The sequence below is a fragment of the Sphingomonas echinoides genome (assembly GCF_029623395.1).
In the GTDB taxonomy this organism is placed as follows: Bacteria; Pseudomonadota; Alphaproteobacteria; order Sphingomonadales; family Sphingomonadaceae; genus Sphingomonas; species Sphingomonas echinoides_A.
This window is the reverse complement of sequence record NZ_JAPYKK010000001.1, coordinates 255,780-279,667: the sequence shown is the minus strand read 5'-3', so window position 1 is coordinate 279,667 and position 23,888 is coordinate 255,780. Positions and strand designations below refer to the sequence as shown.

The 23,888-nt window shown below is 66.2% G+C and carries 26 protein-coding genes; 8 read left to right on the top strand and 18 right to left on the bottom strand.

The window, feature by feature from the left end; translation table 11 throughout:
* Positions 1–3: 3 nt before the first annotated feature.
* Genes QBJ92_RS01185 through QBJ92_RS01175 form a run of 3 tightly spaced genes read left to right on the top strand, consistent with a single transcriptional unit; the run spans position 4 to position 3,099 of the window.
* Entirely contained in the window at positions 4–771 is a 768-nt protein-coding gene (locus QBJ92_RS01185) for an SDR family NAD(P)-dependent oxidoreductase (RefSeq protein WP_431358351.1), read from the top strand.
* A gap of 13 nt (positions 772–784) precedes the next feature.
* Entirely contained in the window at positions 785–1,642 is an 858-nt protein-coding gene (locus tag QBJ92_RS01180) for an SMP-30/gluconolactonase/LRE family protein (RefSeq protein WP_277967835.1), read from the top strand.
* Between the two features lie 23 nt (positions 1,643–1,665).
* A complete protein-coding gene (locus tag QBJ92_RS01175; RefSeq protein ID WP_277967834.1) occupies positions 1,666–3,099 on the top strand; it encodes a sugar porter family MFS transporter in 1,434 nt (477 codons plus the stop codon).
* Between the two features lie 62 nt (positions 3,100–3,161).
* Here QBJ92_RS01175 and QBJ92_RS01170 read toward each other — a convergent pair whose 3' ends face one another.
* From QBJ92_RS01170 to QBJ92_RS01140, 7 genes are all read right to left on the bottom strand, one after another.
* Entirely contained in the window at positions 3,162–4,121 is a 960-nt protein-coding gene (locus tag QBJ92_RS01170; RefSeq protein ID WP_277967833.1) for a glycosyltransferase family 8 protein, read from the bottom strand.
* A gap of 111 nt (positions 4,122–4,232) precedes the next feature.
* Complete coding sequence (locus tag QBJ92_RS01165; protein ID WP_277967832.1) at positions 4,233–5,318, bottom strand: LacI family DNA-binding transcriptional regulator; 1,086 nt, start codon at positions 5,316–5,318, stop codon at positions 4,233–4,235.
* A gap of 52 nt (positions 5,319–5,370) precedes the next feature.
* Positions 5,371–7,509 carry an alpha-glucuronidase family glycosyl hydrolase gene (locus tag QBJ92_RS01160; protein ID WP_277967831.1) on the bottom strand — a complete coding sequence of 713 codons (2,139 nt, stop codon included), beginning with the start codon at positions 7,507–7,509 and terminating at the stop codon, positions 5,371–5,373.
* A gap of 458 nt (positions 7,510–7,967) precedes the next feature.
* A complete protein-coding gene (msrB, locus tag QBJ92_RS01155) occupies positions 7,968–8,459 on the bottom strand; it encodes a peptide-methionine (R)-S-oxide reductase MsrB (RefSeq protein ID WP_277967830.1) in 492 nt (163 codons plus the stop codon).
* An 85-nt stretch (positions 8,460–8,544) separates the two neighbouring features.
* A complete protein-coding gene (locus QBJ92_RS01150; protein ID WP_277967829.1) occupies positions 8,545–9,792 on the bottom strand; it encodes a cytochrome P450 in 1,248 nt (415 codons plus the stop codon).
* 32 nt (positions 9,793–9,824) lie between these two features.
* A complete protein-coding gene (locus QBJ92_RS01145) occupies positions 9,825–11,081 on the bottom strand; it encodes an ABC transporter permease (RefSeq protein ID WP_277967828.1) in 1,257 nt (418 codons plus the stop codon).
* Entirely contained in the window at positions 11,078–12,016 is a 939-nt protein-coding gene (locus tag QBJ92_RS01140) for an ABC transporter ATP-binding protein (protein WP_277967827.1), read from the bottom strand. The genes QBJ92_RS01145 and QBJ92_RS01140 overlap by 4 nt, the downstream gene beginning before the upstream one ends.
* A gap of 36 nt (positions 12,017–12,052) precedes the next feature.
* On the opposite strand from QBJ92_RS01140, the gene queG reads away from it, so the two are divergent.
* The gene (gene queG / locus QBJ92_RS01135) at positions 12,053–13,135 is read left to right on the top strand and encodes a tRNA epoxyqueuosine(34) reductase QueG (protein WP_277967826.1); all 1,083 of its coding nucleotides are present in this window, start codon (positions 12,053–12,055) and stop codon (positions 13,133–13,135) included.
* A gap of 227 nt (positions 13,136–13,362) precedes the next feature.
* Here the strand turns inward: queG and QBJ92_RS01130 are convergent, their stop codons facing one another.
* On the bottom strand, positions 13,363–13,776 hold the full coding sequence (locus tag QBJ92_RS01130) for a hypothetical protein (RefSeq protein WP_277967825.1): 414 nt from the start codon (positions 13,774–13,776) through the stop codon (positions 13,363–13,365).
* Positions 13,757–14,437, bottom strand: a complete 681-nt coding sequence (locus tag QBJ92_RS01125; RefSeq protein WP_277967824.1) for an EI24 domain-containing protein — start codon at positions 14,435–14,437, stop codon at positions 13,757–13,759. The genes QBJ92_RS01130 and QBJ92_RS01125 overlap by 20 nt, the downstream gene beginning before the upstream one ends.
* 131 nt (positions 14,438–14,568) lie before the next feature.
* Between QBJ92_RS01125 and QBJ92_RS01120 the strand changes: the two genes are divergently transcribed.
* A complete protein-coding gene (locus tag QBJ92_RS01120) occupies positions 14,569–15,567 on the top strand; it encodes an adenosine kinase (protein WP_277967823.1) in 999 nt (332 codons plus the stop codon).
* Between the two features lie 181 nt (positions 15,568–15,748).
* Here QBJ92_RS01120 and QBJ92_RS01115 read toward each other — a convergent pair whose 3' ends face one another.
* From QBJ92_RS01115 to hisB, 9 genes are all read right to left on the bottom strand, one after another.
* Positions 15,749–17,302: an amino acid permease gene (locus QBJ92_RS01115; protein WP_277967822.1), complete on the bottom strand. Its 1,554-nt coding sequence runs from the start codon at positions 17,300–17,302 to the stop codon at positions 15,749–15,751.
* An 89-nt stretch (positions 17,303–17,391) separates the two neighbouring features.
* Positions 17,392–17,769, bottom strand: a complete 378-nt coding sequence (locus tag QBJ92_RS01110) for an HIT domain-containing protein (protein WP_277967821.1) — start codon at positions 17,767–17,769, stop codon at positions 17,392–17,394.
* Between the two features lie 11 nt (positions 17,770–17,780).
* Positions 17,781–18,104, bottom strand: a complete 324-nt coding sequence (locus QBJ92_RS01105; protein WP_277967820.1) for a phosphoribosyl-ATP diphosphatase — start codon at positions 18,102–18,104, stop codon at positions 17,781–17,783.
* A 32-nt stretch (positions 18,105–18,136) separates the two neighbouring features.
* Positions 18,137–18,262 carry a hypothetical protein gene (locus tag QBJ92_RS01100; RefSeq protein WP_277967819.1) on the bottom strand — a complete coding sequence of 42 codons (126 nt, stop codon included), beginning with the start codon at positions 18,260–18,262 and terminating at the stop codon, positions 18,137–18,139.
* A 74-nt stretch (positions 18,263–18,336) separates the two neighbouring features.
* Positions 18,337–19,104 carry an imidazole glycerol phosphate synthase subunit HisF gene (hisF, locus tag QBJ92_RS01095; protein WP_277967818.1) on the bottom strand — a complete coding sequence of 256 codons (768 nt, stop codon included), beginning with the start codon at positions 19,102–19,104 and terminating at the stop codon, positions 18,337–18,339.
* Between the two features lie 256 nt (positions 19,105–19,360).
* Positions 19,361–20,095 carry a 1-(5-phosphoribosyl)-5-[(5-phosphoribosylamino)methylideneamino]imidazole-4-carboxamide isomerase gene (gene hisA / locus QBJ92_RS01090; RefSeq protein WP_277967817.1) on the bottom strand — a complete coding sequence of 245 codons (735 nt, stop codon included), beginning with the start codon at positions 20,093–20,095 and terminating at the stop codon, positions 19,361–19,363.
* A complete protein-coding gene (gene hisH / locus QBJ92_RS01085) occupies positions 20,092–20,697 on the bottom strand; it encodes an imidazole glycerol phosphate synthase subunit HisH (RefSeq protein WP_277967816.1) in 606 nt (201 codons plus the stop codon). The genes hisA and hisH overlap by 4 nt, the downstream gene beginning before the upstream one ends.
* Complete coding sequence (locus QBJ92_RS01080; RefSeq protein ID WP_277967815.1) at positions 20,694–21,008, bottom strand: YciI family protein; 315 nt, start codon at positions 21,006–21,008, stop codon at positions 20,694–20,696. The genes hisH and QBJ92_RS01080 overlap by 4 nt, the downstream gene beginning before the upstream one ends.
* Before the next feature lies 1 nt (position 21,009).
* The gene (gene hisB, locus QBJ92_RS01075; protein WP_277967814.1) at positions 21,010–21,597 is read right to left on the bottom strand and encodes an imidazoleglycerol-phosphate dehydratase HisB; all 588 of its coding nucleotides are present in this window, start codon (positions 21,595–21,597) and stop codon (positions 21,010–21,012) included.
* A 71-nt stretch (positions 21,598–21,668) separates the two neighbouring features.
* Between hisB and QBJ92_RS01070 the strand changes: the two genes are divergently transcribed.
* From QBJ92_RS01070 to QBJ92_RS01060, 3 genes are read left to right on the top strand one after another with little or no spacing between them, the layout of a single operon-like run.
* Positions 21,669–22,151, top strand: a complete 483-nt coding sequence (locus QBJ92_RS01070; protein ID WP_277967813.1) for an SspB family protein — start codon at positions 21,669–21,671, stop codon at positions 22,149–22,151.
* Positions 22,152–22,197: 46 nt separating this feature from the next.
* The gene (gene fumC, locus QBJ92_RS01065) at positions 22,198–23,583 is read left to right on the top strand and encodes a class II fumarate hydratase (RefSeq protein ID WP_277967812.1); all 1,386 of its coding nucleotides are present in this window, start codon (positions 22,198–22,200) and stop codon (positions 23,581–23,583) included.
* 57 nt (positions 23,584–23,640) lie between these two features.
* On the top strand, positions 23,641–23,865 hold the full coding sequence (locus QBJ92_RS01060; RefSeq protein WP_277967811.1) for a hypothetical protein: 225 nt from the start codon (positions 23,641–23,643) through the stop codon (positions 23,863–23,865).
* Positions 23,866–23,888: the final 23 nt, after the last annotated feature.

Genomic DNA, 23,888 nt, shown 5'->3' with positions numbered 1-23,888 from the left:
GCGATGCCGACCACCGACGCGATGTCAATTCGCGCGCAATATCCGAGCCTTGCGGGCAAGCGCATTCTGATCACCGGGGGTGCCACCGGGATCGGCGCAGGGCTGGTCGAGGCCTTTGCCGCGCAAAAGGCCAAGATCGCGTTCGTCGATATCGACGCCACCGCAGGGGCGGCCGTGGCCGAACGGTTCGCGCCGGGCGGGTTCCACCGTTGCGATCTTCGCGACATCACCGCGCTGCAGGCGACGATCGCCACGGTCGCGGACCAGCTCGGCGGGATCGACATCCTGATCAACAACGCCGCGAACGACGACCGGCACAGCATCGCCGAGGTCACGCCCGACTATTGGGACGACCGGATGGCGACCAACCTGCGCCACCTGTTCTTCGCTGCACAGGCGGTCGTTCCGCACATGCGGCAGGCCGGCGGCGGCGCAATCGTCAATTTTGGGTCGATCAGCTGGCATCTGGGCCTGCCGGATCTGGTGCTCTACCAGACCGCCAAGGCCGCGATCGAAGGCATGACACGCAGCCTCGCCCGCGATCTCGGTCGCGACAACATCCGCGTCACGACAATCGTCCCGGGCAACGTCCAGACGCCGCGCCAGGAGCGATGGTACACGCCTGAAGGCGAAGCCGAAATCGTGTCGGCGCAATGCCTTGACGGCCGGATTCAGCCTGCGGACGTCGCAGCGCTTGCCTTGTTCCTCGCGTCGGACGATGCCCGCATGTGCACGGGGCACGACTATTTCGTCGATGCCGGCTGGCGCTGAGGAGAGGGTGACGATGGTTCAGTCGGTTTTCGCAGTCGGGGCAACGCTGGGCGAGGGCCCCGTCTGGATCGGCGATGCGCTGTGGTTTGTCGACATCAAGGCGCACCGGCTGTACCGTTTCGATCCGGCGACCGGAACGGCACAGCACTGGACCGCGCCCGACCAGATCGGCTGGGTACTCCCGACCGAAAGCGGCGATCTGCTCGCCGGGGTAAAGACCGGACTGCACCGCTTCGATCCCGCGACTGGCGCATTCACTCTGTTCCACGATCCTGAACCGCATCACCCCGACAATCGTCTCAACGACGCGACGACGGATTCGCGCGGGCGCGTCTGGTTCGGCACGATGGACGACAATGAAGCGGGCGAGACCGGGCGGCTCCACCGCCTTGCGGACGGAACGACGCAGGACAGCGGCCTCCCGCCCGTCGCGATCACCAACGGTCCCGCGGTCAGCGCGGATGCGACGACGCTCTACCACACCGATACGCTCGGCAAGCGCATCTGGCGCGTGCCGATCAACGATGACGGCACGCTCGGCACGCCCGCTGTGCACGTCGAGATCGAGGACGGCGCGGGGCATCCGGACGGGTGCGTGATCGATTCCGAGAACTGCCTGTGGACCGGGCTGTGGGGCGGCTGGCGGGTGCGGCGGTACGATCCGGCGGGCACCGCGATCAGCGAGGTGCGCTTCCCCGTCTCCAATATCACCAAGATCGCCTTTGGCGGTGCCGATCTGCGCACCGCTTATGCCACCACCGCGCGCAAGGGGCTCGACCCGGCGGCGCTGGCGGACCAACCCGAGGCGGGGAATGTGTTCGCGTTCGACCCCGGCGTGGCGGGCCTGCCCGTGACGCCGGCAAAACTATAAAATCGGGAAAAGAGGAAACACTGATGGCGACGGCATCGTTGCCCGGGCTTGGCCCGGATATGAGCAAGGTCAATTTCGGCTTTATTGCCGCCATCGTCGCGGTGGCGACGATTGGCGGATTCATGTTCGGCTATGATTCGGGCGTAATCAACGGCACGCAGAAGGGGCTGGAGGCCGCGTTCGATCTCGGCAAGCTCGGGATCGGGATCAACGTCGGCGCGATCCTCGTCGGGTCGTCGATCGGCGCGTTCACCGCCGGGCGGCTGGCCGACCGGATCGGTCGTCGCAGCGTGATGATGCTCGCCGCGGTGCTGTTCCTTGTCAGCGCGATCGCCGCGGGTGCGGCCGGATCGTCGATCGTTTTCATCATTGCCCGTATCATCGGTGGCCTCGGCGTCGGCGCGGCGAGCGTGATCTCGCCGGTCTATATTTCCGAGGTAACCCCCGCGTCGATCCGCGGCCGGTTGTCGAGCGTCCAGCAGGTGATGATCATCACCGGCCTGACCGGCGCGTTCGTCGCCAATTACGTCCTCGCCAATTATGCCGGCGGATCGACCGCGATCCTGTGGCTGGGCGAGCCGGCATGGCGCTGGATGTTCTGGCTCCAGGCGATCCCCGCCGCGATCTATTTCTTCGCCCTGCTGATCATTCCGGAGAGCCCGCGCTATCTGATGGCCAAGGGGCATGACGAGCGCGCGCGCACCGTTCTCGCGCGGTTGTTCGGCCAGGAAGAGGCGGATCGCAAGGTCACCGAAATCCGCGCCAGTTTTGCGGCCGACCATCACAAGCCGCGGCTGTCCGACTTGCTCGACAAGCGCACCGGCAAGATCCGTCCGATCCTGTGGGCGGGTATCGGTCTTGCCATCTTCCAGCAGCTCGTCGGCATCAACGTCGTCTTCTATTACGGCGCGACGTTGTGGGAGGCCGTCGGCTTCTCCGAGAATTACGCTTTGCAGATCAACATCCTGTCCGGCGCGCTGTCGATTGGTGCGTGCATCTTCACGATCGCTTTCGTCGACCGTATCGGTCGCAAGCCACTGCTGCTCGTCGGTTCGGCGGGCATGGCGGTGACGCTGGCAACGGTGGCCTACGCTTTCTCGACCGCGGTAACCGCGGCGGACGGCGGCGTATCACTGCCGGGCAACAACGGCGTGATCGCGCTGGTTGCGGCGAACCTGTACGTCGTGTTCTTCAACTTCAGCTGGGGCCCGATCATGTGGGTCATGCTGGGCGAGATGTTCCCCAACCAGATCCGCGGATCGGGGCTTGCCGTCGCAGGCTTCGCGCAGTGGATCGCGAATGCGGCGATCTCGGTCAGCTTCCCCACGCTCGCGGTGTCGCCCGGGTTGGCGGTCACCTACACCGGCTATGCGATCTTCGCGGCGCTGTCGTTCTTCTTCGTCAAGGCGATGATCAACGAAACCCGTGGTCGCGAGTTGGAAGACATGGAAGGCTAGGGACTGCCCTTGGACCAAGGGGCCTGCCGACACGGCAGGGTCCTTGGTCCGGGGACTCCCGGTCACGCCGGTATGGCGGGCTCGGCGCTGCGGTTCGACATTTCGGTTTCGATTCGCGCGACCGCGGCTTCCGCAAGGCCCCGAGCGTGCGACCGCCGCACGCTGTTGGCCCAATAGACCAGCCCCATCCCCGGCCAAGCGCGCGGGGGTTCCTCTCCCAAAGCGATGGCGATGCGGCGGAGGAAGTCCCGCTCGCGGCGATCCGCCCGCCTCGCCTGCACCGGCAGGAATTTGCGCGCGCCGGTATAATGGCGGACCGACGCCGTCGCCCAGGCCGACGTGTGCAGCGCAAAGGTCTGCATGTTCCACGCCAGCGGCAGCGCAACCCAGTTCCCGGCAAAGGTGAGGTTGAAGGGACACTGATCCGCGGTCGTGCACCGCACATAGATCGGGCACCCCGATTGATGCCGCACGCAATTCGCCAGATAGGTTTCGCGCATCGCGTGCATGTCGAAGTTCCGGAAATCGAACGCGATGAGCCCGGAGTTGAAATAATGCCGGTGAGTCCGGTCGGGGTGATGGACCTGCAACTGGTAGAATCCGCCCGCATTGCAGTCCGCGAGATCGTTCACCGCGGCGATTGCGTTTCCCCGGAAATCGATCGTGCTTACCGATATGGGATCGAAGAACAGGATGTCGGTATCCGCATAGACCGCGATGTCATAGCGGTCGGCCAGCGTCTCCAGCGCGGCGAACTTGCCGTAAGCGGTCGGCGTGATGTGAGCTGCCGTCTTGAGCGTCATGGCAGCAAGCGGATCGTCGCGCAGGCGCGTCACCGCGATCGGTTTGCCCAACCGGTGCGCCAGCGCGAGGACGGTATCGTCCGGCTCAGGCCCGTCCCAGCCGTTCACGAACAAATGCGGGTGAAAGGCCTCGGTCTGCGTCAACAGCGCCGAGGCCATCGCGTAGCGGGCAAGGGGGTAGCCGTGCTGATCCGTCAGCATCGCCAGTGCGAGCCGCATGGATGCTTCCCCCTTCCGTCAGGCGTCCTCGGAGCACGAGCTTAAATGGCCGGGCCATTCTCCGATACTAGCCGAATGCGGTACGGATCGTACGATGTCCGCGGCAGGTCTTTAGCGGGCGACCGGCCGCGCGGCAGGCCGTCGCCGTGGCGCGGCGTCCGACTGGCGCCGGATCAGCGTATAGTCCGCCAGGATGTGCGGTTCGGAAATGTCTTCGAGACGCCCGGCCTTGCTCAGCCGGATCGCATGGACGAGCAGCTCGACCGCCATCCGCGACATTTCGACGACGGGCTGCCGGATCGTGGTCAGTTCGGGCCAGATCGTCGTGGCGAGGGCGGTGTCGTCAAACCCGCAAACCGTCAGATCGCTGGGGACGTCGAGCCCGCGCCGATGCGCGATCGCGACGGTCGCGGCGGCCATGTCGTCGTTCGACGCAAAGATCGCCGACGGCGCGTCGGGAAGGTCGAGCAAGCGGTCCGCCGCGTCCAGCCCCGAGCGATAGGTAAACAGACCCTCGGTCACCAGCGCCGGATCATCGGGAAGGTGCATGTCGGCCAGCGCCGCACGGTACCCGTCGAGCCGTTCCGCGCTGGCGGTCTGGTTGGGGTTGCCGGTGATGAAGCCGATCCGCACATGGCCGAGCGCGGCGAGATGCCGCGTCATGTCATACGCCGCCCGACGATCGTCGATGCTGACCGACAGCGCCCATTCGGGCGCACGGCCGGTGGCGACCGCGACGATCGGCACACCGGCGGCCTTGAGCGCGGCAAGAACCTCGGGGGAATCGCTCAGCGGTGGCGGCAGGACGATCCCGTCGATCCGACCGTTGAGCAGATGCGCGACCGCAGCCGCTTCCTGTCCCGGTTCATCGCACTTTTCGACCACGAGCTGGACGTTGCTGCGGCTCGCCTGATCGAGACTGCCGACCAGGAAGGCACTGAGGTAGGCGAAGCTCGGGTTGGAATGCAGCAGGCCGATCCGCATTTCCTCGCCCCCGGCCAGCGTCCGCGCGGCGGCATTGGGGGCGTAGTTGAGTTCGGCGATCGCCGCCTCGACCCGGATGCGGGTCTGTTCGCGCACGGTATGCTTGGCGTTGATGACCCGCGACACGGTCATCGGGGATACTCCGGCCTTGCGCGCGACATCGGTTATCGTCGGAACGTTGTGCTGGCGCCGCGAGGGTCGGGTGTCCGTCATTCGGGTCCTTTCGTTGCGGGGACTATGACGCCAACGTCACGCAGTCGGCAAGTCAGGGGTTACCGGGTGCATAGGGGAATTTCTGCGCCTTGTACCAGTCGAGATCATGCGCGGGCGGCCTGACGCCGGCCGGGAGCGGCAGACCGTTGACCGACATCCAATAGGCCAGGCTCGCATCGCGCCACCACGCTGCCTCGCGCTGCTGGATGCCGAGGAAGCTCTCGGTCTTGGCGTAGCGCGTCGGATCTATCCGTGGCCGGAGCGCGTCCCAGTCCGCGCGCATGTCGGCGACAGCCGCGACACCGCGATCATATCGACCGACCATTCCCTGCCACAGCGTTTCGCCGGACCGCAGCCGGTAGGTCCACGGCACACGGTGGAACCACAACAGGTCGCGTTCGGGGGTGGTCTTCGGGTCCGCCAGTTGCCGTGCGAGCGCCGGTGCATATTGCGCGGTGGCCGCATTGCCCTTCGGCCCGCGTTCCACGCCGATCGCATCCCGGGTCGTGCGGTGATAGTAATAAGGGTTCCATTCAGGCCGCTTGAGATCCGAAATCCACGGCCCCGGCCCATAATGATGCCCGGTCGCCATGACGTGTGCCAGACCAAGCGGCGTCATGTAATCGACCACCGCCTCGCGCGACCCCGCCATCATCCGCACGACCGGCGCCACGGTCGCGGGGGCAGGGTCAAACGTCATCGCCGCCCAATCGCGCGCGATCGCGTCGGACGTGTCGTCGGGGTTCCACGCGAACCGCCCGAACGCGTACCAATTGGCCTGGTTGAAGGTCGACCCCGACCAGTCGCGATCGCGCCCGATGTTGGCGACGCCCGCCATGCCGGTCAGCGCGTGATGATCGAGCGTGCCGTCGACGACCCGCGCGACGGTCGACCCCGTCCCCTGCGCGAGCGTATCCGCGCGTAGCGTCTCCTCGAATAACGGGCCGAGATAGGCGAGGTGCGTCGCCTGCCCGAGATATTCCTTGGTGATCTGGAATTCCATCATCAGCGGCGTCTTGGGCATGCCCCCGAACAGCGGATGGAACGGCTCGCGCGGCTGGAAATCGATCGCGCCGTTCTTGACCTGAACGATGACGTTCGACGCGAACTTGCCGTCGAGCGGATGGAAGTCGTCATACGCCTGCTTGGCGCGGTCCTCGGCGTTTTCCTGCGCGTAGACGAACGCGCGCCACATCACGATTCCCTTGTGCGGCGCGACCGCGGCGGCGAGCATGTTCGCGCCGTAGGCATGCGTGCGGTGGTAGTCCTGCGGGCCGGGTTGGCCTTCCGAATTGGCTTTCACCAGGAAGCCGCCGAAGTCGGGAATCGCGCGGTAGATTTCGTCCGCCTTGGCGCGCCACCATGCCGCGACCGCGGGGTCGAGCGGGTCGGCGGTCTTCAACCCGCCAAGTTCGATCGGCGCGGAGAAGCGCGCCGAGAGATAGACCTTGATGCCATAGGGTCGGAAGATATCGGCAAGTGCCGCCGCCTTGGCGATGTAGAATGGCGTAAGGCTCTCGGCTTTGGCGTTGACGTTGTTGAGGACGCTGCCGTTGATTCCGATCGAGGCGTTGGCACGCGCATAATCGGTGTAGCGCGGGTCGCGATAGTCGGGGAGCGTCCACCAGTCCCACAGCGACTGTCCGGAATAGCCGCGCTCGACCGTCCCATCGAGATTGTCCCAATGGTCGAGCACGCGCAGCGCTATGTGCGGCGTCGAGGTGAGGTTCGCGGCGGACACCGGATGCCCGGTCTGGACCCAGCGCAACAGCGCGAACGCGCCGTACAGCACGCCGTGATCGCTATTCGCGGTAACGAGCGTGACGCGACGTCCGTCGAGATCGACCGACCGGACGAGATAGCCTTCACTGCCCAGCGCGTCGGTCTTGAGCCCGAGCGCCTGCAACCGTGGTTCCGTCGCCAAGGCGAGGACGACCCCGCCCGAACGGATCGCAGTGCCGAACTGTACATGATGCGCCGAGAGCCCCGCCAAGCCCCGCTGCACTTCCTGTCCAGCGACTTTCAGCGTCGGCGTGTCGCCCAGCACCGCGACGGTCGCGGCGTCGATGACGCCAGACGTCGCGAGGGGATGATAGCGGAGCCACAGATCATATCCATCCTCGGCCAGTGCCGGTGTGGCGACACTTGCCAGGAGGCAAGCAAAAAGGCCTCGTTTCAAAGTATTCGACATGCCGATCCTTACTCTTCATCACGCGGGGCCGGATTGATCCGGTCATTGGTCTAGCGCGCCGCCGTCGGCAGCGCTGCAAACGCCGCCGCATGATAACGTTAACACGTCGACGGCATCCCGAGCAATGCCACGCCGAAGACGCCGGAGACGGTACGGATTCGTCTTGAGGTAGACCGCTTGCAGGGAACTCGAGCGATACCGCATCGCGATAGCGTATGCCGGACGGTGTTCGAGCGCGTCGACTTCGGCGCCCGCGAAACGTCGCGTGCGTTTGAAACCACCGTTGTCGAGATCGCCTGGCGAACATTCATGACAAGGACCGTACGCGGGCGGTGCGCTACAGCCTCGGCTCAACGTCGATCAGGGGCGGCGTGATGGCTACGTTAACCGAATAGAGTGCGGCTGCCCCGGATACCGCGAAGCGCGCGATGCCGCGGCCGTGGGCGGCCCCGGCGGCGTTACGCCTTGCCGGGGGTGAAGGTCATCGCGACGCCATTCATGCAATAGCGCTTGCCGGTGGGCTTGGGGCCGTCGTCGAACACATGCCCGAGATGCCCGCCGCAACGGCGGCAGTGGACCTCGGTGCGCTCCATCCCGAGCGACCCGTCGACGCGGTTGCGCACCGCATTGGGCAAGGGCGCCCAGAAGCTCGGCCAGCCGGTCCCGCTCTCGAACTTGGTCTTGGACGAGAACGCGGGTAGGGCGCAGCCGCCGCACGAAAAGATCCCCGCACGATGCTCGCCGTTGAGCGGGCTGGTGTACGGCGTCTCGGTGCCTTCCTGGCGCAGCACGCGGTAGGCGGCGGGCGACAGTTTCTTTTTCCATGCGGCGTCGCTCAGCGTGACCTCGAACGTCTCGGGCGGTCCAGCGGTGGCGCTTTTGCATCCGAACAGCGCGAAAGCGGCAACGCCTGAACCAGCAAGCGTCAGGAAATGGCGGCGATCGTGCATCGAATGGTCCTAAACAGGCAAGGGGTACGCACCCTCATGTGGGAGCTACGCACGCCTTCGCCAAGCCGACGCACCCGACCGCGGCTCAATAGCGGCTGATTTCCACCGGCAGCTTGCGATACCCATGGACGAAGCACGCCGCCACCCGCTCGGGCGCGCCGACCACGTTGACGCGCATTCGCCGCTTGGCCATTTCTTCCAGCAGGACATACACTTGCAATTCCGCCAGCCGCGCGCCGACGCAGCGATGGATGCCGTGTCCGAACGCAAGGTGCCGCCGCGCATTGGGGCGATCGACCAGGATGCTGTCGGCATCCTCGAACACGCTCTCGTCGCGGTTGGCGGAAATGTACCACAGGATCAGTTTGTCCCCGGCCGCGATCCGCTGCCCCTCGAGCTCGCTGTCCACCGTCGCGGTCCGGCGCATATGCGCGAGCGGGGTCTGCCAGCGGACGATCTCCTGCACCGCATTGTGGATCAGCCCGGGGTCGGCCTCCAGCTTGGCGCGGGCGTCCGGAAACCGGTCGAGCCCATAAGCGACCGCGCTCATCGTGTTGCGTGTCGTGTCGTTGCCCCCGACGATCAGCAGGATCAGGTTTCCGAGGAATTCCATCTGGTCCATTTCCGCCATCGCGTCGGAATGGATCATCATCGAAATCAGGTCAGGGGTCGGTTCCTTGCCGACCTTGTCGTTCCACAGCTTCTGAAAATAGCCGCCGCAATCATACATGTGCTGCAACCGCTGCGCGCGCAGTTCGGCGGTCTTGACCATCTCGATGTCGCCCGCCCAATCGGACCAGAAGGTCAGCTTGCGCCGGTCCTCCCATGGGAAATCGAACAGAATCGCAAGCATTTGCGTCGTGAGTTCGACCGACACGCGGTCGACCCAGTCGAACGGAGTGTTCCAGTCGAGCCCGTCGAGGATCTCGGAGGTGCGGGCGCGGATGGTGTCGGTCATCCGCACCATCTCGGACGGGGTGAAGGCGGGGGCGACGGTGCGGCGCTGGCCGGTGTGCTTGGGCCGGTCCATCGCGATGAACATCGGCATTTTCACGTCGCCGCGGTCCTCGATGAAATCGGCGATGGTGATTCCGCCCGCCTGGCTCGAATAGAGATCGGGGAGCGATTCGACCGCGACGATCGGCTTGTAACTGGAGATCGACCAATAGGGTCCGAAGTCGGACTGCGCGACGTAGTGGACCGGGCTGTTCGCGCGCAGCTCCCGGAAGGGCGCCTGCCACACGTCGTCGCGGTACAGTTCGGGACGGCTGACGTCGAACGGATCGACGGGCAACGGGCTGACGGAGTCCGACTCGATCGCTGCTGTGGCCATGGCTCTCTCCTGATTTTGGAGTGAGCAGACCTCTAACTGACAGCCGTGTCAACAGCGTTGTGCGCGGCCCGCCGGCGCTTCCAGCGGAACGTGCCGCTCCCCGATTGCAACACGCCCCGGCGGAACGCGCGCACCCCGACCGCGATGAAGATCGCGACCCACAGCGCCTGCCACAGCAACGCGAGCAAGTGGATACCGAGACTGTCCGACTGCGCCGCGCGACCCGCCATGTAATATGGCGAACTCAGCGGGAAGATTGCGGCGAAGGTGCTGAGCCAGCTGTCGGGTTTGGACACCGCAACCGCGCCCAGCCCGAACATCGCCACCTGGATCAGCGTGATCGGCAACGACAGCAGCTGGATCTCGCGCACGCTCGCCGCCTGCGCGCCGACCCCGAGGAACACCGCGCCGAGCAGCATGTACGCCATGGTGAAATAAGCGAAGAACAGCGCGGTAAAGACCGGCAACCCCAGCGCAGGGGTCAAACCCGCAAGACCGACGGCGACATTGGCCGGCATCAGCATGCTCGCCTGGCTGATCAGCGTGCCCCAGAACACGAGGAACAGCACCGCGACCCCGAACGTGCCGAGCAGCTTGCCGAAGAATACCGATTCGAGCGGGACCGCCGCCGCCAGCACCTCGATCACCTTGTTGCTGCGCTCCTCCGCAACGCCGCTCACCACTTGTCCCGCGAGCAGCAGGGTCAGGAAAAACAAGCCGAACACCGCAAAGAACGCGGACGCGCTCGCCCCGCGCAGGGACGGGGCGGTGCGCGAAATCACCGTCCTGGTCGGGGTGCTGAGCGGCGCGATCCCGCTACGATCCGCGCGCGCCACGTCCTCCGCCAGAAGCGCGAGATAATCGGCCGAACGCAGGCTCGTCGGCGTGTACAGCAGTTGCGGGGTGGTCAGTGGACCGTACAAAACCGCAACCACGTCGACGCGCGTGTCGTCGAACAGCGCGCGCGCTTGCGCTGCCGGGTCGGCGGCGGGGGCAACCGTCTCGAGCACCGGCGGCGCTTCCTCGGACTGGCGGTACAGCCGCCGCAGGCGCTGGTCGATCGTAGCGACGTCCGCGCTGCGCGCCGGATCGACGATCGCCACGATCCGCGTCTTGGCTTCCGCCCCCTTGGAGGCGGCGTTCGCGCCGAGACCACCGATCGCGCCGAACGACCCCATCACCACGGGCGCGAGCAGGAAGATCAGGAAGGTCGGGGTGAACACCGTCGCGACGAAGTCCCGCCGCGCGATCGTCCAGATCTGGCGGAGCAGAATGCGAAACCGGCTCATGCGGTCTTCTCCCCGGCGGCATCGTCCAGCGCCGCCTGGCCGACGACCTTGACGAACACGTCGTGGAGCGACGGCCGTTCGATTGACAGGCCCGATATGCCATGGCCCGCAGCGATCAGCGCAGAGAGGATCCGCTCTACGCCGTCTTCGGGGACGGTAAAGCGCCAGCCGTCGCCGACCGGCTCTGCATCGGGGGGCAATTGCCCCGCGAGACCGCTGTCGTTACGCGTCGGCGTATACAGCGCGCGCATCGGCAGCATCGCGCGTGCGTCGCCGACGGTGCCCTCGAACCGGCGCTTTCCACCCGCGATGATCGCGAGCCGGTCGCACAGCCGCTCGGCATGCGCCATGACGTGGGTGGAAAACAGGATCGTCGCGCCGCGGTCGCGTTCGGCGAGGATCAGCGCCTCGAGCCGTTCCTGATTGACCGGATCGAGCCCCGAAAAGGGTTCGTCGAGCACGAGCAGGTCGGGCTGGTGGACGACCGAGCCAAGCAACTGGACGAGTTGCGCCATGCCCTTCGAGAGCTTGCGGATCTTGGTGTCGACCGCGTGGCCCAGCCCGGCGGTTTCGAGCAACGCCACCGCGCGCTTGCGCCCGGTCTTGAGATCGAGCCCGCGCAGCGCGCCCATGAACGCGATCGCGTCCTTCGCGCGCATCGCCGGATACAGGCCGCGTTCCTCGGGGAGATACCCGACGCGGTCGCTCGCTTCGCGCGGGCGATCATGCCCGAGCAGGGTGCGATACCCGGAATCGGGTTCGATGATCCCGAGCAGCATCCGCAGCGTCGTGGTCTTTCCAGCGCCGTTGGGCCCGAGGACGCCGTAGATCGCCCCCTTGGGCACCGCGATATCGACCCTGTCGACCACACGCCGTCCGCCGAACAGTTTGACCAAGCCCGATGCGTCGACCGCAAGATCCTGCCGCAACGCCAATTCCCCAGATAGCCCCGCTCGTGGTAGCGGGGCCGGGTGCAGGAAGACAAGACACTGTTGCAGCGGCTCCGCGCCAAGGCGAGCGAATTGGGGTTCGTCGCCTGTGGGGTCGCGCGCGCGGATGCCGCCCCGCAAACCGCGGCGCGCCTCCACGCGTGGCTTGGGGGCGGGATGCACGGCGACATGATCTGGATGGAGGAGCGCGCGCACCAGCGCGAGAGCCCTGTAGCGTTGTGGCCCGAAGTCCGCAGCGTGATCGCGCTCGGCATGAGCTATGCGCCCGCCGTCGATCCTTTGGCGCTGGCGGATCACGGCGAGATCGGGCGAATCTCGGTCTATGCGCAGGGGGGCGACTATCACGACGTGGTGAAGCGCGCGCTCAAGGCGCTCGCGCGGTGGCTTGTGGCGGAAGTGCCGGGGACCGACCTCAAGGTGTTCGTCGATACCGCGCCGGTGATGGAAAAGCCGCTCGCGGCGGCGGCGGGGCTGGGGTGGCAAGGGAAGCACACCAATCTGGTCAGCCGCGACCATGGGTCCTGGCTGTTCCTGGGGGCGATCTACACCACGCTCGAGGCGGATGTGTTCGAAGGGGTTTCCCCAGCGGAGATGGGGGAGGGGGAAGAAAAAAGCGTCATCGATCGATGCGGGTCCTGCGACGCTTGCCAGCGCGCGTGCCCGACCGATGCGTTCCCCGCGCCCTATCGGCTCGATGCGCGACGGTGCATCTCGTATCTGACGATCGAGCATGCGGGGCCGATCCCGCATGAATTCCGCGAAAGCATCGGCAACCGCATCTACGGGTGCGATGATTGCCTGTCGGTCTGCCCGTGGAACAAGTTTGCCGAACGCGCCGCCGCGAACCGCGCGTTCCTGCCCCGCGCGGAGATGGTCGCCCCCCGGCTGGCGGATCTGCTCGCGCTGGACGACGCGAGCTTTCGTCAGGTTTTCGCCGGCTCGCCGATCAAGCGGATCGGCCGCAACAAGATGATCCGCAACTGCCTGATCGCCGCTGGCAACAGCGGGGACACCGGGTTGATCGAACGCGTACAGGCGTTGCGCGACGATCCGGACACGGTCGTGGCGGAAGCCGCCGAATGGGCGCTGGCACGCCTCTCCTAGTCTAAAGCCCCTCCCCTTCAGGGGAGGGGTTGGGGTGGGGAAGTCCAGCAGAACGAACCTCTCTGCGAGACACAGCCCCACCCCCAACCCCTCCCCTGAAGGGGAGGGGCTTTAAAGCGGCCCAACCCAACCCAGTGTCGGGTCGGTCATGCTGCCAGCATGACCTCAAGAGCGCGGCGCGCTGTTCACCCGATACTCCTGAAGGGGAGGGGCCTGCGAGAAGCCCCCTACTTCCGGCGCCCGATCTGCAACGCCCCCACGCAACTCGCGCGGTCGATCGGCGATCCGTCGGTCTGCCGCGTGTCGAGATAGGTGACGACCGGCTCGGCTTTCCCCTTGGGATAGAGATAGGTGTCGAGGACGCAGGTCGCGTTGCTGAACTGGAGTTTGCGCGCGGTGCCTTCGCGCACGTCCGCGATCGGCGTGCCGAACATCCGCGTCAGGTTGGCCGCGGTCGCGCCGACGACCTGACCGAGGCCCGTACCCGTCGGAATGGGAATGATCGGCGCACGCGCGACGGGGATGCTCGTCGCGGTGGACGCGCACCCGCCCAGCACCGCCAGCAGCAGTGCTGATCCGGCCAGCTTCTTCACGGTCTCCGGCCCGTGGTAACGCGATTCGTCATACCGAACGTCTTTCATGGAACAGATGTGTCGCCATTGCCGCGCCCAGGATCGGGGCGAACAGGTTGAGGAACGGAACCATGAACAGCGCGGTCCCCGCAACCCCCAGGGCGAACCGGTCGACCGCGCCGGTCTTGCGCCAGTCTCGCATCATCGCAGACGGCACGTGCCGCGCGGCCACCATCGTCCCGAGGTCGAGCCCGAGCAGCCAGCCGTTGACGAGAAAGAACAGCAGCCACGTGCCGACCCCGGTGACGAGCAAGCCGACATACACCGGCGCCAGCGCCAGGTTGATCAGGATCGCGCGTCCCGCCGAGCGCAGCCCGAGTCCGATCCCGCGCGCGATCGACAGGTTCTGCGCGGTGGCGAGCGCCTTCGGGTAATGCCGCGCTTCGACCGCGACGACGACATCGTCCGCGAACACGCCCATTACGCCGATCGCGATCGCGCGGAACAGCAGCCAGCTGACTCCGAAGGCGGCAAGCAGCGCAACGGCGCCGAGCAGCCCGCCCGATGTCGTGTCCCAACCCCATCCCGCCGCCAGGTGCGTCGCGCCATACCATAAGGCGGCACCGAAGGCGGCGATCAACACCACCGTGACCGCCAGCGACTTGAGAAACACGGCCAGGATTCGGCGATCGCCGAGCTGGGCCAGCGAGAGGAGGAATGCGCGCACCATGTCAGCGCCGTAGCCGAATTGCGGGCAGACCGGAATTCTTCTGTGCGGCACGCAAGACAGCGTCCCGGTTGCGCCGGGCGCACCCCCCCGGTACGGCGCAGCAACTGAATTTTTGAACCGGAGATTTCCCCGTGACCGAGCCAACCTATGATGTCGTCGCGATCGGCAATGCCATCGTCGACGTGCTGTCGCAGTCCGACGATGCCTTTCTCGCGTCCGCAGCGATGACCAAGGGCTCGATGCAGCTGATGTTCTCGCCCGAGGAAGCCGACGCGCTTTATGCGAAGATGGGCCCGGGGATCGAGGCGAGCGGTGGCTCGGCGGCCAATACGGTCGCCGGGATCGCGGCGATGGGCGGCAAGTGCGGCTTCATCGGCCAGGTCGCGAACGACGAACTGGGCGACATCTTCGCACATGACATTCGCGCGGTCGGGATCGATTTCACGACGGCGGCGCGCGAGGGCGACCCGACGACCGCGCGCTGCCTGATCTTCGTGACGCCGGACGGCCAGCGCACGATGAACACCTTCCTCGGCGCGTCGCAGTTCCTGCCAGAGGCGGCGCTCGACCGCGACCTCATCGCCAATGCGGCGATCCTGTATCTCGAGGGGTATCTGTGGGATCCCGAGGAACCGCGCCAGGCGATGCGCGCCGCGATCGACATCGCGCGGGCAGCCGGACGCAAGGTCGCGTTCACGCTCAGCGACACGTTCTGCATCTCGCGCCACGGCGGCGACTTCCGCCAGTTGATGGCGGATGGCCTGATCGACATCATGTTCGCCAACGAAGCCGAGATTACCGCGCTGATGGAGACGTCTGATTTCGACGCGGCCGTCGCGGCGGCGGCGGCGGAAGTGCCGATGCTGGTGGTCACGCGCAGCGAACACGGTGCGATCGCGGTGACGGGCGGCGAGACCGTCCACGTCCCCGCCGAGCCGATCGAGCGCGTCGTCGACACGACCGGCGCGGGCGACCTGTTCGCGGCGGGTTTCCTGCGCGGTCAGGCGCAGGGCAAGGACGTCGCGGCATCGCTCAAGATGGGAGCGGTCTGCGCGGCGGAAATCATCTCGCACTATGGCGCGCGCGCCCAGGTCGACCTCAAGGCGCTGGTGGAATCGAAGCTGGCATAACACTCCGCTTAAGCCCCTCCCCTTCAGGGGAGGGGTTGGGGTGGGGCTGTGTCTCGCAGAGAGCTTGGTTCTGCTGGACTCCCCCACCCCCAACCCCTCCCCTGAAGGGGAGGGGCTATAGACAGCGAAAAAGGCCGGGGATCGCTCCCCGGCCTTTTTCGTATCGGCAACCTGCCAAAAATCACCGCGGTGGCGGCATCCCCGCCAGCTCGGCTTCCTCCGGATCGTCCAGCCCGCGCCCGACATGGCTGCGCTGGCGGCTGTAGAGGAAGTAGATCAGCAACCCGATCAGCCCCCAGCCCGGCAACACCAGCATTGCGACCAGCGGCAGGTTGAAGAACAGGAACAGGCAACCGACGATCGTCAGCGGTGCGACGACCCAGGCGAACGGCGTGCGGAAGCTGCGCTTGCGGTCGGGCTGGACCTTGCGCAGCACGAGCAGCGCGATCGCCACCATCATGAACGCGTAGAGCGTCCCGGCATTGGCATAATCGGCCAGCTGCCCCACCGGCAGGAACGCCGCCGCCAGCGCGACCGCGCAGCCCGTGATCATCGTCACGATATGCGGGGTCTTCCACTTCGGATGGACCTTGCTCCACGCGGCGGGCAGCAGCCCGTCGCGGCTCATCACGAAGAAGATGCGGGTCTGGCCGAACAGCAGCACCAGGATGACCGACGGCAGCGCGATGAAGGCGGCATAGCCGAGCATGTTGCCGACCTGGCTGAAACCGATCTGGCGCAACACGTGCGCGAGCGCCTCGTTCGAGCAGACCAGCGCGTCCCGATACGCGGGCAGGGTGCACTGCCGCGCCAGCTCTTCCGACCCGGTGGGGAAGGGGATCCCGTTCGGGCCCATGATCGGCTGTCCGCCGACCGTGCCGATCGCGCCCGCCGCGACGATGATGTAGAAGATCGTGCAGAACAACAGGCTGCCGATCAGCCCGATCGGCACGTTGCGTTGTGGGTTCTTGGTTTCTTCGGCCGCGGTCGAGACCGAATCGAACCCGACGTACGCGAAGAAGATCGTCGCCGCCGCACCGACTGCGCCGACGCCCGTGCCGAACCCGCCGAACAGGCCCGCGGGCAGGAACGGGTTGAACTGCGCCGGGTCGATCCGCGGCACGGTGAGGAACATGAACACCAGCAGCGCGGCGATCTTGATCATCACCAGCACCGCATTGACCTTGGCGCTCTCGCTCGTGCCGATCACGAGCAACCAGGTGACGAGCAGCGCGATTGCGACGGCGGGCAGGTTGATGAACCCGCCCGGCGCGCCACCAAGCGCGAGCGGCCCCGCTGCAAGGTAGGGGGGCAAGTGGATCCCGAACGTATGTTGCAGGATCGTGCCCGAGAAATAGCCCGACCAGCCGACCGCGACCGCGCTGGCGGCAACCGCATATTCCAGGATCAGCGCCCAGCCGACCGTCCAGGCGAGAAATTCGCCCATCGAAGCATAGGTATAGGTGTAGGCCGACCCGGCAACCGGGATCATCGCGGCGATTTCGGCATAACACAGCGCGGCGACGATGCAGATCGCACCGGCGATCGCGAAGGCGAGCATCAGGCCGGGGCCGGCTTTCTGCGCGCCGGCGGCGGTCAGCACGAAGATGCCGGTGCCGATGACGCAGCCGATCCCGAACAGGGTCAGCTGGAACCACCCGAGCGAGCGGTGCAGCGATTTCTTTTCGGCTGTCGCAAGAATGGCGTCGAGAGACTTGATACGCCCAAATAGCATGCGGTGACTTCCCCTGGGGATGTGCGCGGTCTGTCGCCGCGCAATGATTGTGCGCGAGCCTAGCCGCAAATTACCCTCGCGCAAGACCCTTAGCGCGCGAGCAGCGGCCCGAGCGCGCGCCCTGCGAAGATATGCACGTGGAGATGCGGGACTTCCTGCATCGAATCCGTGCCTGCATTGGCGAGCAGCCGATACCCCGGCACGACCAGCCCCGCGTCGCGCGCAACCGTGCCGACCGCGCGGACGAACCCGCTGATCTCCGCGTCCGAGCCACGCGCGCTGAAATCGTCCCATGACACATAGGCCCCCTTCGGGATCACCAGGATATGCGTCGGCGATTGCGGGTTGATGTCGGGGAAGGCGATCGCGAAATCGTCTTCATACAGCCGCTTGGCCGGGATCTCGCCGCGCAGGATCTTGGCGAAGATATTCTGGTCGTCATAGGGCAGGGTGGCGTCGACGGGCATGGGGCTTCCTCTCAATCCGGTTTGCGCGCGGCCTTCTCGTCGATCCCCGACACGCCTTCGCGCCGCGCGATCTCGGCGCGGACGTCGTCGAGCGTCACGTCGCAATCCGCCAGCAGGACGAGCAGATGGAAGACGAGGTCGGTCGCTTCGCCGACCAATGCGGCCTTGTCCTCGGTCAGCGCGGCGATCACGGTCTCGACCGCTTCCTCGCCGACCTTCTGCGCGATCTTCCTGCGGCCTTTGCCGAACAGCTTGGCGGTGTAGGAGGTCGCGGGGTCGGCATCCTTGCGGGCAAGGATCGTCGCGGCGAGCGTATCGAGAATGTCGTCGGCCATGCGGTCGGGGCTGGCCCAACCCGGCGCGCGCGTCAATCCTTGGGTGGTCGCTTCAGGAGGCGTTTGCGCAGCGCCCGGCGGACGAGGAACACGCCGATCGCCGCGACGACGAACAAGGCGATGTCGGAGAGTGCGGGGCCAGTGCGCGGGGTGGCCACGCCGCTGTGCGGGGCAGCGAAAGCCTGGGTTGCCCCAAATGCCCCAATCAGGAAGATTTTGCGATCAGCAAACCTCACGCCACCGGCCGCCGCACGGGAATCCCCGCCGCCGCCAGCGCAGCATGCGCGTCCGCGATGCTCGATTCGCCGAAGTGGAAGATCGACGCCGCCAGCACTGCGCTGGCGTGACCGTCGACAATCCCCGCGACCAGATCGTCCAGCCCGCCGACGCCGCCGCTCGCGACGACCGGCACGCGGACCTGATCGGCAATCGTGCGAATCAGCTCCAGATCATACCCGCCGCGCGTCCCGTCACGGTCCATCGAGGTGACGAGCAATTCGCCCGCGCCGAGCTCGGCCAGCCGCAGCGCGTGCGCGATCGCGTCGATCCCGGTGGCGCGCCGGCCGCCGTGGGTGAAGACTTCCCAGCCGCCCTCGACCCGCCGCGCATCGACCGAAGCGACGACGCACTGGCTACCAAAGCGGTCCGCCATGTCGCCGACCAACTCGGGCCGCGCGACCGCGGCGCTGTTGACCGCGACCTTGTCCGCGCCTGCCAGCAGCAAGGCGCGCGCATCCGCGACCGAGCCGACGCCGCCGCCGACGGTCAGCGGCATGAAGCACACTTCGGCGGTGCGGCACACCACGTCGAGGATCGTTCCGCGCGCTTCATGACTTGCGGTGATGTCGAGGAAGCAGAGCTCGTCCGCCCCCGCCGCATCATAGGCGCGGGCTTGCTCGACGGGATCGCCCGCATCGCGCAGTTCAACGAAGTTGACGCCCTTGACGACGCGCCCGTTGGCGACATCGAGACAGGGAATGACGCGTGCACGGACGGTCATCGAAAGCCCTTTGTCTTCCGGAGAGGGGTTCGCGCATCCGGCAAGCCGGACTCTCTATGAGACACGGCCCCACCCCTAGCCCCTCCCCTGAAGGGGAAGGGAATGCGTGTGTTGCGCCCGATCACCTTCAAAAGCCCCTCCCCTTCAGGGGAGGGGTTGGGGTGGGGGAGTCCAGCAAGCCGACCTCTCGGTGAGACCCAGCCCCACCCCTGGCCCCTCCCCTTCAGGGGAGGGGTATCCGCCCGATAGAGCCCGCTCACGCCGCCTTCGCCACGGCAAGCGCCGCCGCCAGATCCAGCCGCCCGTCATACAGCGCCCGCCCGGTAATCACGCCCTCGACCCCATCGCGGTTATGCAGCGCCAGCACATGGATCTCGGCAATCCCCTTGACCCCGCCGCTGGCGATCACCGGGATCCGCACGCTCCGCGCCAGATCGACCGTCGCATCCACGTTGCAGCCCTTGAGCATCCCATCCCGACCAACGTCGGTGAACAGCAGTGCCGCCACGCCCGCATCTTCGAACCGCCGCGCCATGTCGATCACCTCGACCGTCGAGACATCCGCCCACCCCTTGGTCGCGACGAACCCGTCGCGCGCATCGACCGCAACGACGATCCCTCCCGGAAAATCGCGCGCGGCCTCCCGCACCAGATCCGGATTCTCGAGCGCCGCGGTGCCGATCACGACGCGCGACACGCCGAGATCGAACCAGCGTTCGATCCCCCTACGGTCGCGAATCCCGCCGCCGAGCTGCACATGCCCCGGAAATTGCGAAACGATCGCGCGCACCGCATCGCCATTGACCGATTCCCCCGCGAACGCGCCGTCGAGATCGACCACGTGCAGATGCTCCGCGCCAGCCTCGGCGAACAGCATCGCCTGCGCGGCGGGATCATCGCCATAGACGGTCGCACGGTCCATATCGCCCTCGGCAAGGCGGACGACCTGGCCGCCCTTGAGGTCGATCGCGGGGAAAACGATAAGGCTCATGGCATCCAGCTCAAGAAACGGGTGAGAAGATCGAGCCCATAACGCTGGCTCTTTTCGGGATGGAACTGGACGCCGAGCAGATTGTCCCGCCCGATCGCCGCGGTGACCGGTCCGGCATGATTCGTCCCGGCGATTACGTCCGCGCCTTCGAACGCGTAGGAATGCAGGAAATACGCTTCGCCGGGCACGATCAGCGGATGATCGCGGCTGGGCACCACGTCGTTCCAGCCCATGTGCGGCACCTTGGCGGACGCATCGTCGGGGGTCAGGTGGCGCACCGTCCCGCGGACCCAGCCAAGCCCAGCGTGGGTGCCGTGTTCCTCGCCGGTTTCCGCCATCAACTGCATCCCGACGCAGATCCCGAGGAACGGCACCGCCTCCCGCTGGACGCGCTGCTCGAGCGCCTCGACCATCCCCGGCACCGCGCGCAACGCCGATGCGCAGGCGGCGAACGCGCCGACGCCGGGAAGGACGATCCGGTCCGCGTTCATCACGGCGTCGGCATCGGCGGTGATCAGCATGTCGGTGCAGCCAGCCGCCTTCAGCGCGTTGGCGACCGAATGGAGGTTGCCCGCGCCATAGTCGATCAGCGCGAGTGTCATGCCAGCAGCGCCGCAATCTCGGGCAGCGCGAAGCTCGCGTTGAACTGAATGACGCGCGCGGTCGCGACGCCGCTGGTTACGAACGGGTCGGTCGCGGCGAGCGCTTCCGCCTCGGCCTTGCGCCCGCGCGCGACGATCACGCCGCCGGTGCGCGGATCCTGTCGCCCGGCGATGAGGAACACACCCTCGGCGAACCCCTTTTCGAGCCAGGCAACATGGTGCTTCAACTGCGCATCGACCGCTTCGATCGAAGCGCCGTAGTCGAGCAGGATCAGGCAAAGCGGGCCATCGGCGCGAAACGAAGCGGCCATGTCAGAGCGTCCCCTTGGTGCTCGGGATCGCATCGGCCTTGCGCGGGTCAATCTCGACCGCTTCGCGAAGCGCCCGCGCAACCCCCTTGAACGCGGCCTCTGCAATATGGTGGTTGTTGCTGCCATAAAGCGTCTCGATGTGCAGCGTAACGCCGGCAGTCTGCGCGAAAGAGTGGAAGAAATGCTCGAACATTTCGGTGTCCATCTCCCCCAGCCGCACTTGCGAGAATTCGGTCTTCCACACCAGATACGGGCGGCCAGAAATATCGATCGCCACGCGCGTCAGCGTCTCGTCCATCGGCGACAGCGCATCGGCATAGCGGCGGATGCCGCGCTTCTCGCCCAGCGCTTTGAGCACCGCCTCGCCGATCGCGAGCCCCGTGTCCTCGACCGTATGATGCTGGTCGATATGCAGATCGCCCACCGTCTTGATATCCATATCGATCAGCGAGTGGCGCGAGAGTTGCTCGAGCATGTGGTCAAAGAAGCCGACCCCGGTCGAAACGGTGTAACGACCGGTCCCGTCGAGGTTGACGGTGACGTCGATCGAGGTTTCGCTGGTACGGCGGCTGATGGTGGCGGTGCGCATGGCCTTCCCATAACGCTTCTTTGCACCCGTGCAATCTTGACCGGGGACCAAAGGGCGCTACCCAAGGGCGCATGAGCGATGGTCTTCCCGATAGCCTGATTCCCTACGACGATATCGTGCAGGAGGCACTGCGCGCAGTCGTCGGCCGCGTGCTCGGCTCGGTTGCCGAAAGCGGCGGATTGCCGGGGGAGCACCATTTCTACATCACCTTCAAGACCCAGGCCCCCGGCGTGGACATCCCGACTCGGTTGATGGAGCGTTTTCCCGACGAGATGACGATCGTCATGCAGAACCGCTATTGGGATCTGCTCGTCGATGACACCAAGTTCTCGGTCGGGCTGAGCTTCAACCAGGTTCCGTCGAAACTGGTCATTCCCTATTCGGCGATCACCGGGTTCAGCGATCCTGCGGTCAATTTCGAACTTCGGTTCCAGGCGGCGGAAGGTCCCGAGGGCCCCGAGCCGCACGACGAAGCCGAGAATGACGGCCCCACCGCGACTCCGATCGAGGATGGATCGAACGTCGTCGCGGTCGATTTTAAGCGCAAGAAATAAACCCTCCGGTCCCCGCTGACGGGCGCGGGGGCAGTGGAGACTGGCGATGACCGACACCCGTACCGAAACCGATTCGCTCGGCCCCGTAGAGGTCCCGGCAAGCGCCTATTGGGGCGCGCAGACGCAGCGCTCGATCGAAAACTTTCCCTTCCCGGCGACCGAGCGGATGCCGATCGCGATCGTCCACGCGCTGGCGATCGTGAAACAGGCCGCCGCGCGGGTGAACCGCGCGCACGGCCTGCCCGAGGACATTGCCGAACAGATCGAGTCGGCCGCCGCCGAAGTCGCCGCGGGTTCGCTCGATGACCAGTTCCCGTTGGTCATCTGGCAGACCGGGTCGGGCACGCAGACCAACATGAACGTCAACGAGGTGATCGCCGGTCGCGCCAACGAGCAGCTGACCGGCACGCGCGGCGGCAAGACGCCGGTCCACCCCAATGATCACGTCAACAAGAGCCAGTCGTCGAACGACAGCTTCCCGACCGCGCTCCACATTGCGGCGTCGATCGGCGTGACGCAGCGGCTGTTCCCCGCGCTCGACCGGCTGCACGCCGCACTCGACGCCAAGGCACGCGCGTGGAGCGACATCGTCAAGATCGGGCGGACGCATCTGCAGGATGCGACGCCGGTGACGCTCGGGCAGGAATTCTCGGGCTACGCCAACCAATTGTATCGCTGCCGCCGCCGGATCGACCCGGCGGTGACGCATGGCACCAACCGCCTCGCGCAGGGCGGGACCGCAGTCGGCACCGGGCTCAATGCACCCACTGGCTTTGCGCGCGACGTCTGTCTGGTGATCGCCGAGATCACTGGCCTGCCGTTCCATCCGGCGGAGAATGCGTTCGAGGCGCTCGCGTCGAACGATCCGATCGTCCAGCTGTCGGGGACACTCAACACGCTGGCGGTCGCGCTCACCAAGATCGCCAACGATATTCGCCTTTTAGGCTCGGGCCCGCGTTCGGGGCTGGGCGAACTGCATCTGCCCGAGAACGAACCGGGCAGCTCGATCATGCCGGGAAAGGTCAATCCGACCCAGTGCGAGATGCTGACGATGGTTGCGGCGCAAGTGATCGGCAATCATCAGGCGATCACGATCGGGGGCTTGCAGGGGCATCTCGAACTCAATGTGTTCAAGCCGATGCTCGGCGCGGCGCTGCTCCGCTCGATTGATCTGCTCGCGGTCGCGATGGAGAGCTTCGCGACACGCTGCGTCGAGGGGATCGAACCCGACGAGACGCGAATCGCCGAGCTGGTCGATCGCTCGCTGATGCTCGTCACCGCGCTCGCCCCCGAGATCGGTTACGATAAAGCCGCCAAGATCGCCAAGTATGCGCACCACGAGGGGCTGACGCTGCGCGAGGCGGGGCATGCGCTCGGATTGGTGGACGATGCGACGTTCGACCGGCTGGTGCGGCCCGAAACCATGGTCTGACGCAGACGGAACCAACGCCGCGCCCGAACGCTACCGCTCCCGACACAGGAGATCATCATGAGCGTAACGACCCTTATCGGCGCAGCCATCGGCGCGGCAATCGACGGTTCCGACGGCGAAGACAGCAACCTCGACGGCGCGATCGGCGGCGCGATCGCGGCAAAGGTGATCACCGCGGTGATCCCACTCGCGCTAACCTTCGCGACCGGCTGGTTCGTCCTGCGCGGCATCGGGAAGCTCAAGGACGAAGTGTTTGGCACGGACGAACCCGTACGCCGCTGAGCGCCGGATGGGTTGACGCCTTC

Excerpts from the sequence above, each read along its gene's own strand:
- QBJ92_RS01185 (WP_431358351.1), top strand. The coding sequence starts at position 4 with ATGCCGACCACCGACGCGATGTCAATTCGCGCGCAATATCCGAGCCTT.
- QBJ92_RS01180 (WP_277967835.1), top strand. The coding sequence starts at position 785 with ATGGTTCAGTCGGTTTTCGCAGTCGGGGCAACGCTGGGCGAGGGCCCC.
- QBJ92_RS01175 (WP_277967834.1), top strand. The coding sequence starts at position 1,666 with ATGGCGACGGCATCGTTGCCCGGGCTTGGCCCGGATATGAGCAAGGTC.
- QBJ92_RS01170 (WP_277967833.1), bottom strand. The coding sequence starts at position 4,121 with ATGCGGCTCGCACTGGCGATGCTGACGGATCAGCACGGCTACCCCCTT.
- QBJ92_RS01165 (WP_277967832.1), bottom strand. The coding sequence starts at position 5,318 with ATGACGGACACCCGACCCTCGCGGCGCCAGCACAACGTTCCGACGATA.
- QBJ92_RS01160 (WP_277967831.1), bottom strand. The coding sequence starts at position 7,509 with ATGTCGAATACTTTGAAACGAGGCCTTTTTGCTTGCCTCCTGGCAAGT.
- msrB (WP_277967830.1), bottom strand. The coding sequence starts at position 8,459 with ATGCACGATCGCCGCCATTTCCTGACGCTTGCTGGTTCAGGCGTTGCC.
- QBJ92_RS01150 (WP_277967829.1), bottom strand. The coding sequence starts at position 9,792 with ATGGCCACAGCAGCGATCGAGTCGGACTCCGTCAGCCCGTTGCCCGTC.
- QBJ92_RS01145 (WP_277967828.1), bottom strand. The coding sequence starts at position 11,081 with ATGAGCCGGTTTCGCATTCTGCTCCGCCAGATCTGGACGATCGCGCGG.
- QBJ92_RS01130 (WP_277967825.1), bottom strand. The coding sequence starts at position 13,776 with ATGAAAGACGTTCGGTATGACGAATCGCGTTACCACGGGCCGGAGACC.
- QBJ92_RS01125 (WP_277967824.1), bottom strand. The coding sequence starts at position 14,437 with ATGGTGCGCGCATTCCTCCTCTCGCTGGCCCAGCTCGGCGATCGCCGA.
- QBJ92_RS01115 (WP_277967822.1), bottom strand. The coding sequence starts at position 17,302 with ATGCTATTTGGGCGTATCAAGTCTCTCGACGCCATTCTTGCGACAGCC.
- QBJ92_RS01110 (WP_277967821.1), bottom strand. The coding sequence starts at position 17,769 with ATGCCCGTCGACGCCACCCTGCCCTATGACGACCAGAATATCTTCGCC.
- QBJ92_RS01105 (WP_277967820.1), bottom strand. The coding sequence starts at position 18,104 with ATGGCCGACGACATTCTCGATACGCTCGCCGCGACGATCCTTGCCCGC.
- hisF (WP_277967818.1), bottom strand. The coding sequence starts at position 19,104 with ATGACCGTCCGTGCACGCGTCATTCCCTGTCTCGATGTCGCCAACGGG.
- hisA (WP_277967817.1), bottom strand. The coding sequence starts at position 20,095 with ATGAGCCTTATCGTTTTCCCCGCGATCGACCTCAAGGGCGGCCAGGTC.
- hisH (WP_277967816.1), bottom strand. The coding sequence starts at position 20,697 with ATGACACTCGCGCTGATCGACTATGGCGCGGGCAACCTCCATTCGGTC.
- QBJ92_RS01080 (WP_277967815.1), bottom strand. The coding sequence starts at position 21,008 with ATGGCCGCTTCGTTTCGCGCCGATGGCCCGCTTTGCCTGATCCTGCTC.
- hisB (WP_277967814.1), bottom strand. The coding sequence starts at position 21,597 with ATGCGCACCGCCACCATCAGCCGCCGTACCAGCGAAACCTCGATCGAC.
- QBJ92_RS01070 (WP_277967813.1), top strand. The coding sequence starts at position 21,669 with ATGAGCGATGGTCTTCCCGATAGCCTGATTCCCTACGACGATATCGTG.
- fumC (WP_277967812.1), top strand. The coding sequence starts at position 22,198 with ATGACCGACACCCGTACCGAAACCGATTCGCTCGGCCCCGTAGAGGTC.
- QBJ92_RS01060 (WP_277967811.1), top strand. The coding sequence starts at position 23,641 with ATGAGCGTAACGACCCTTATCGGCGCAGCCATCGGCGCGGCAATCGAC.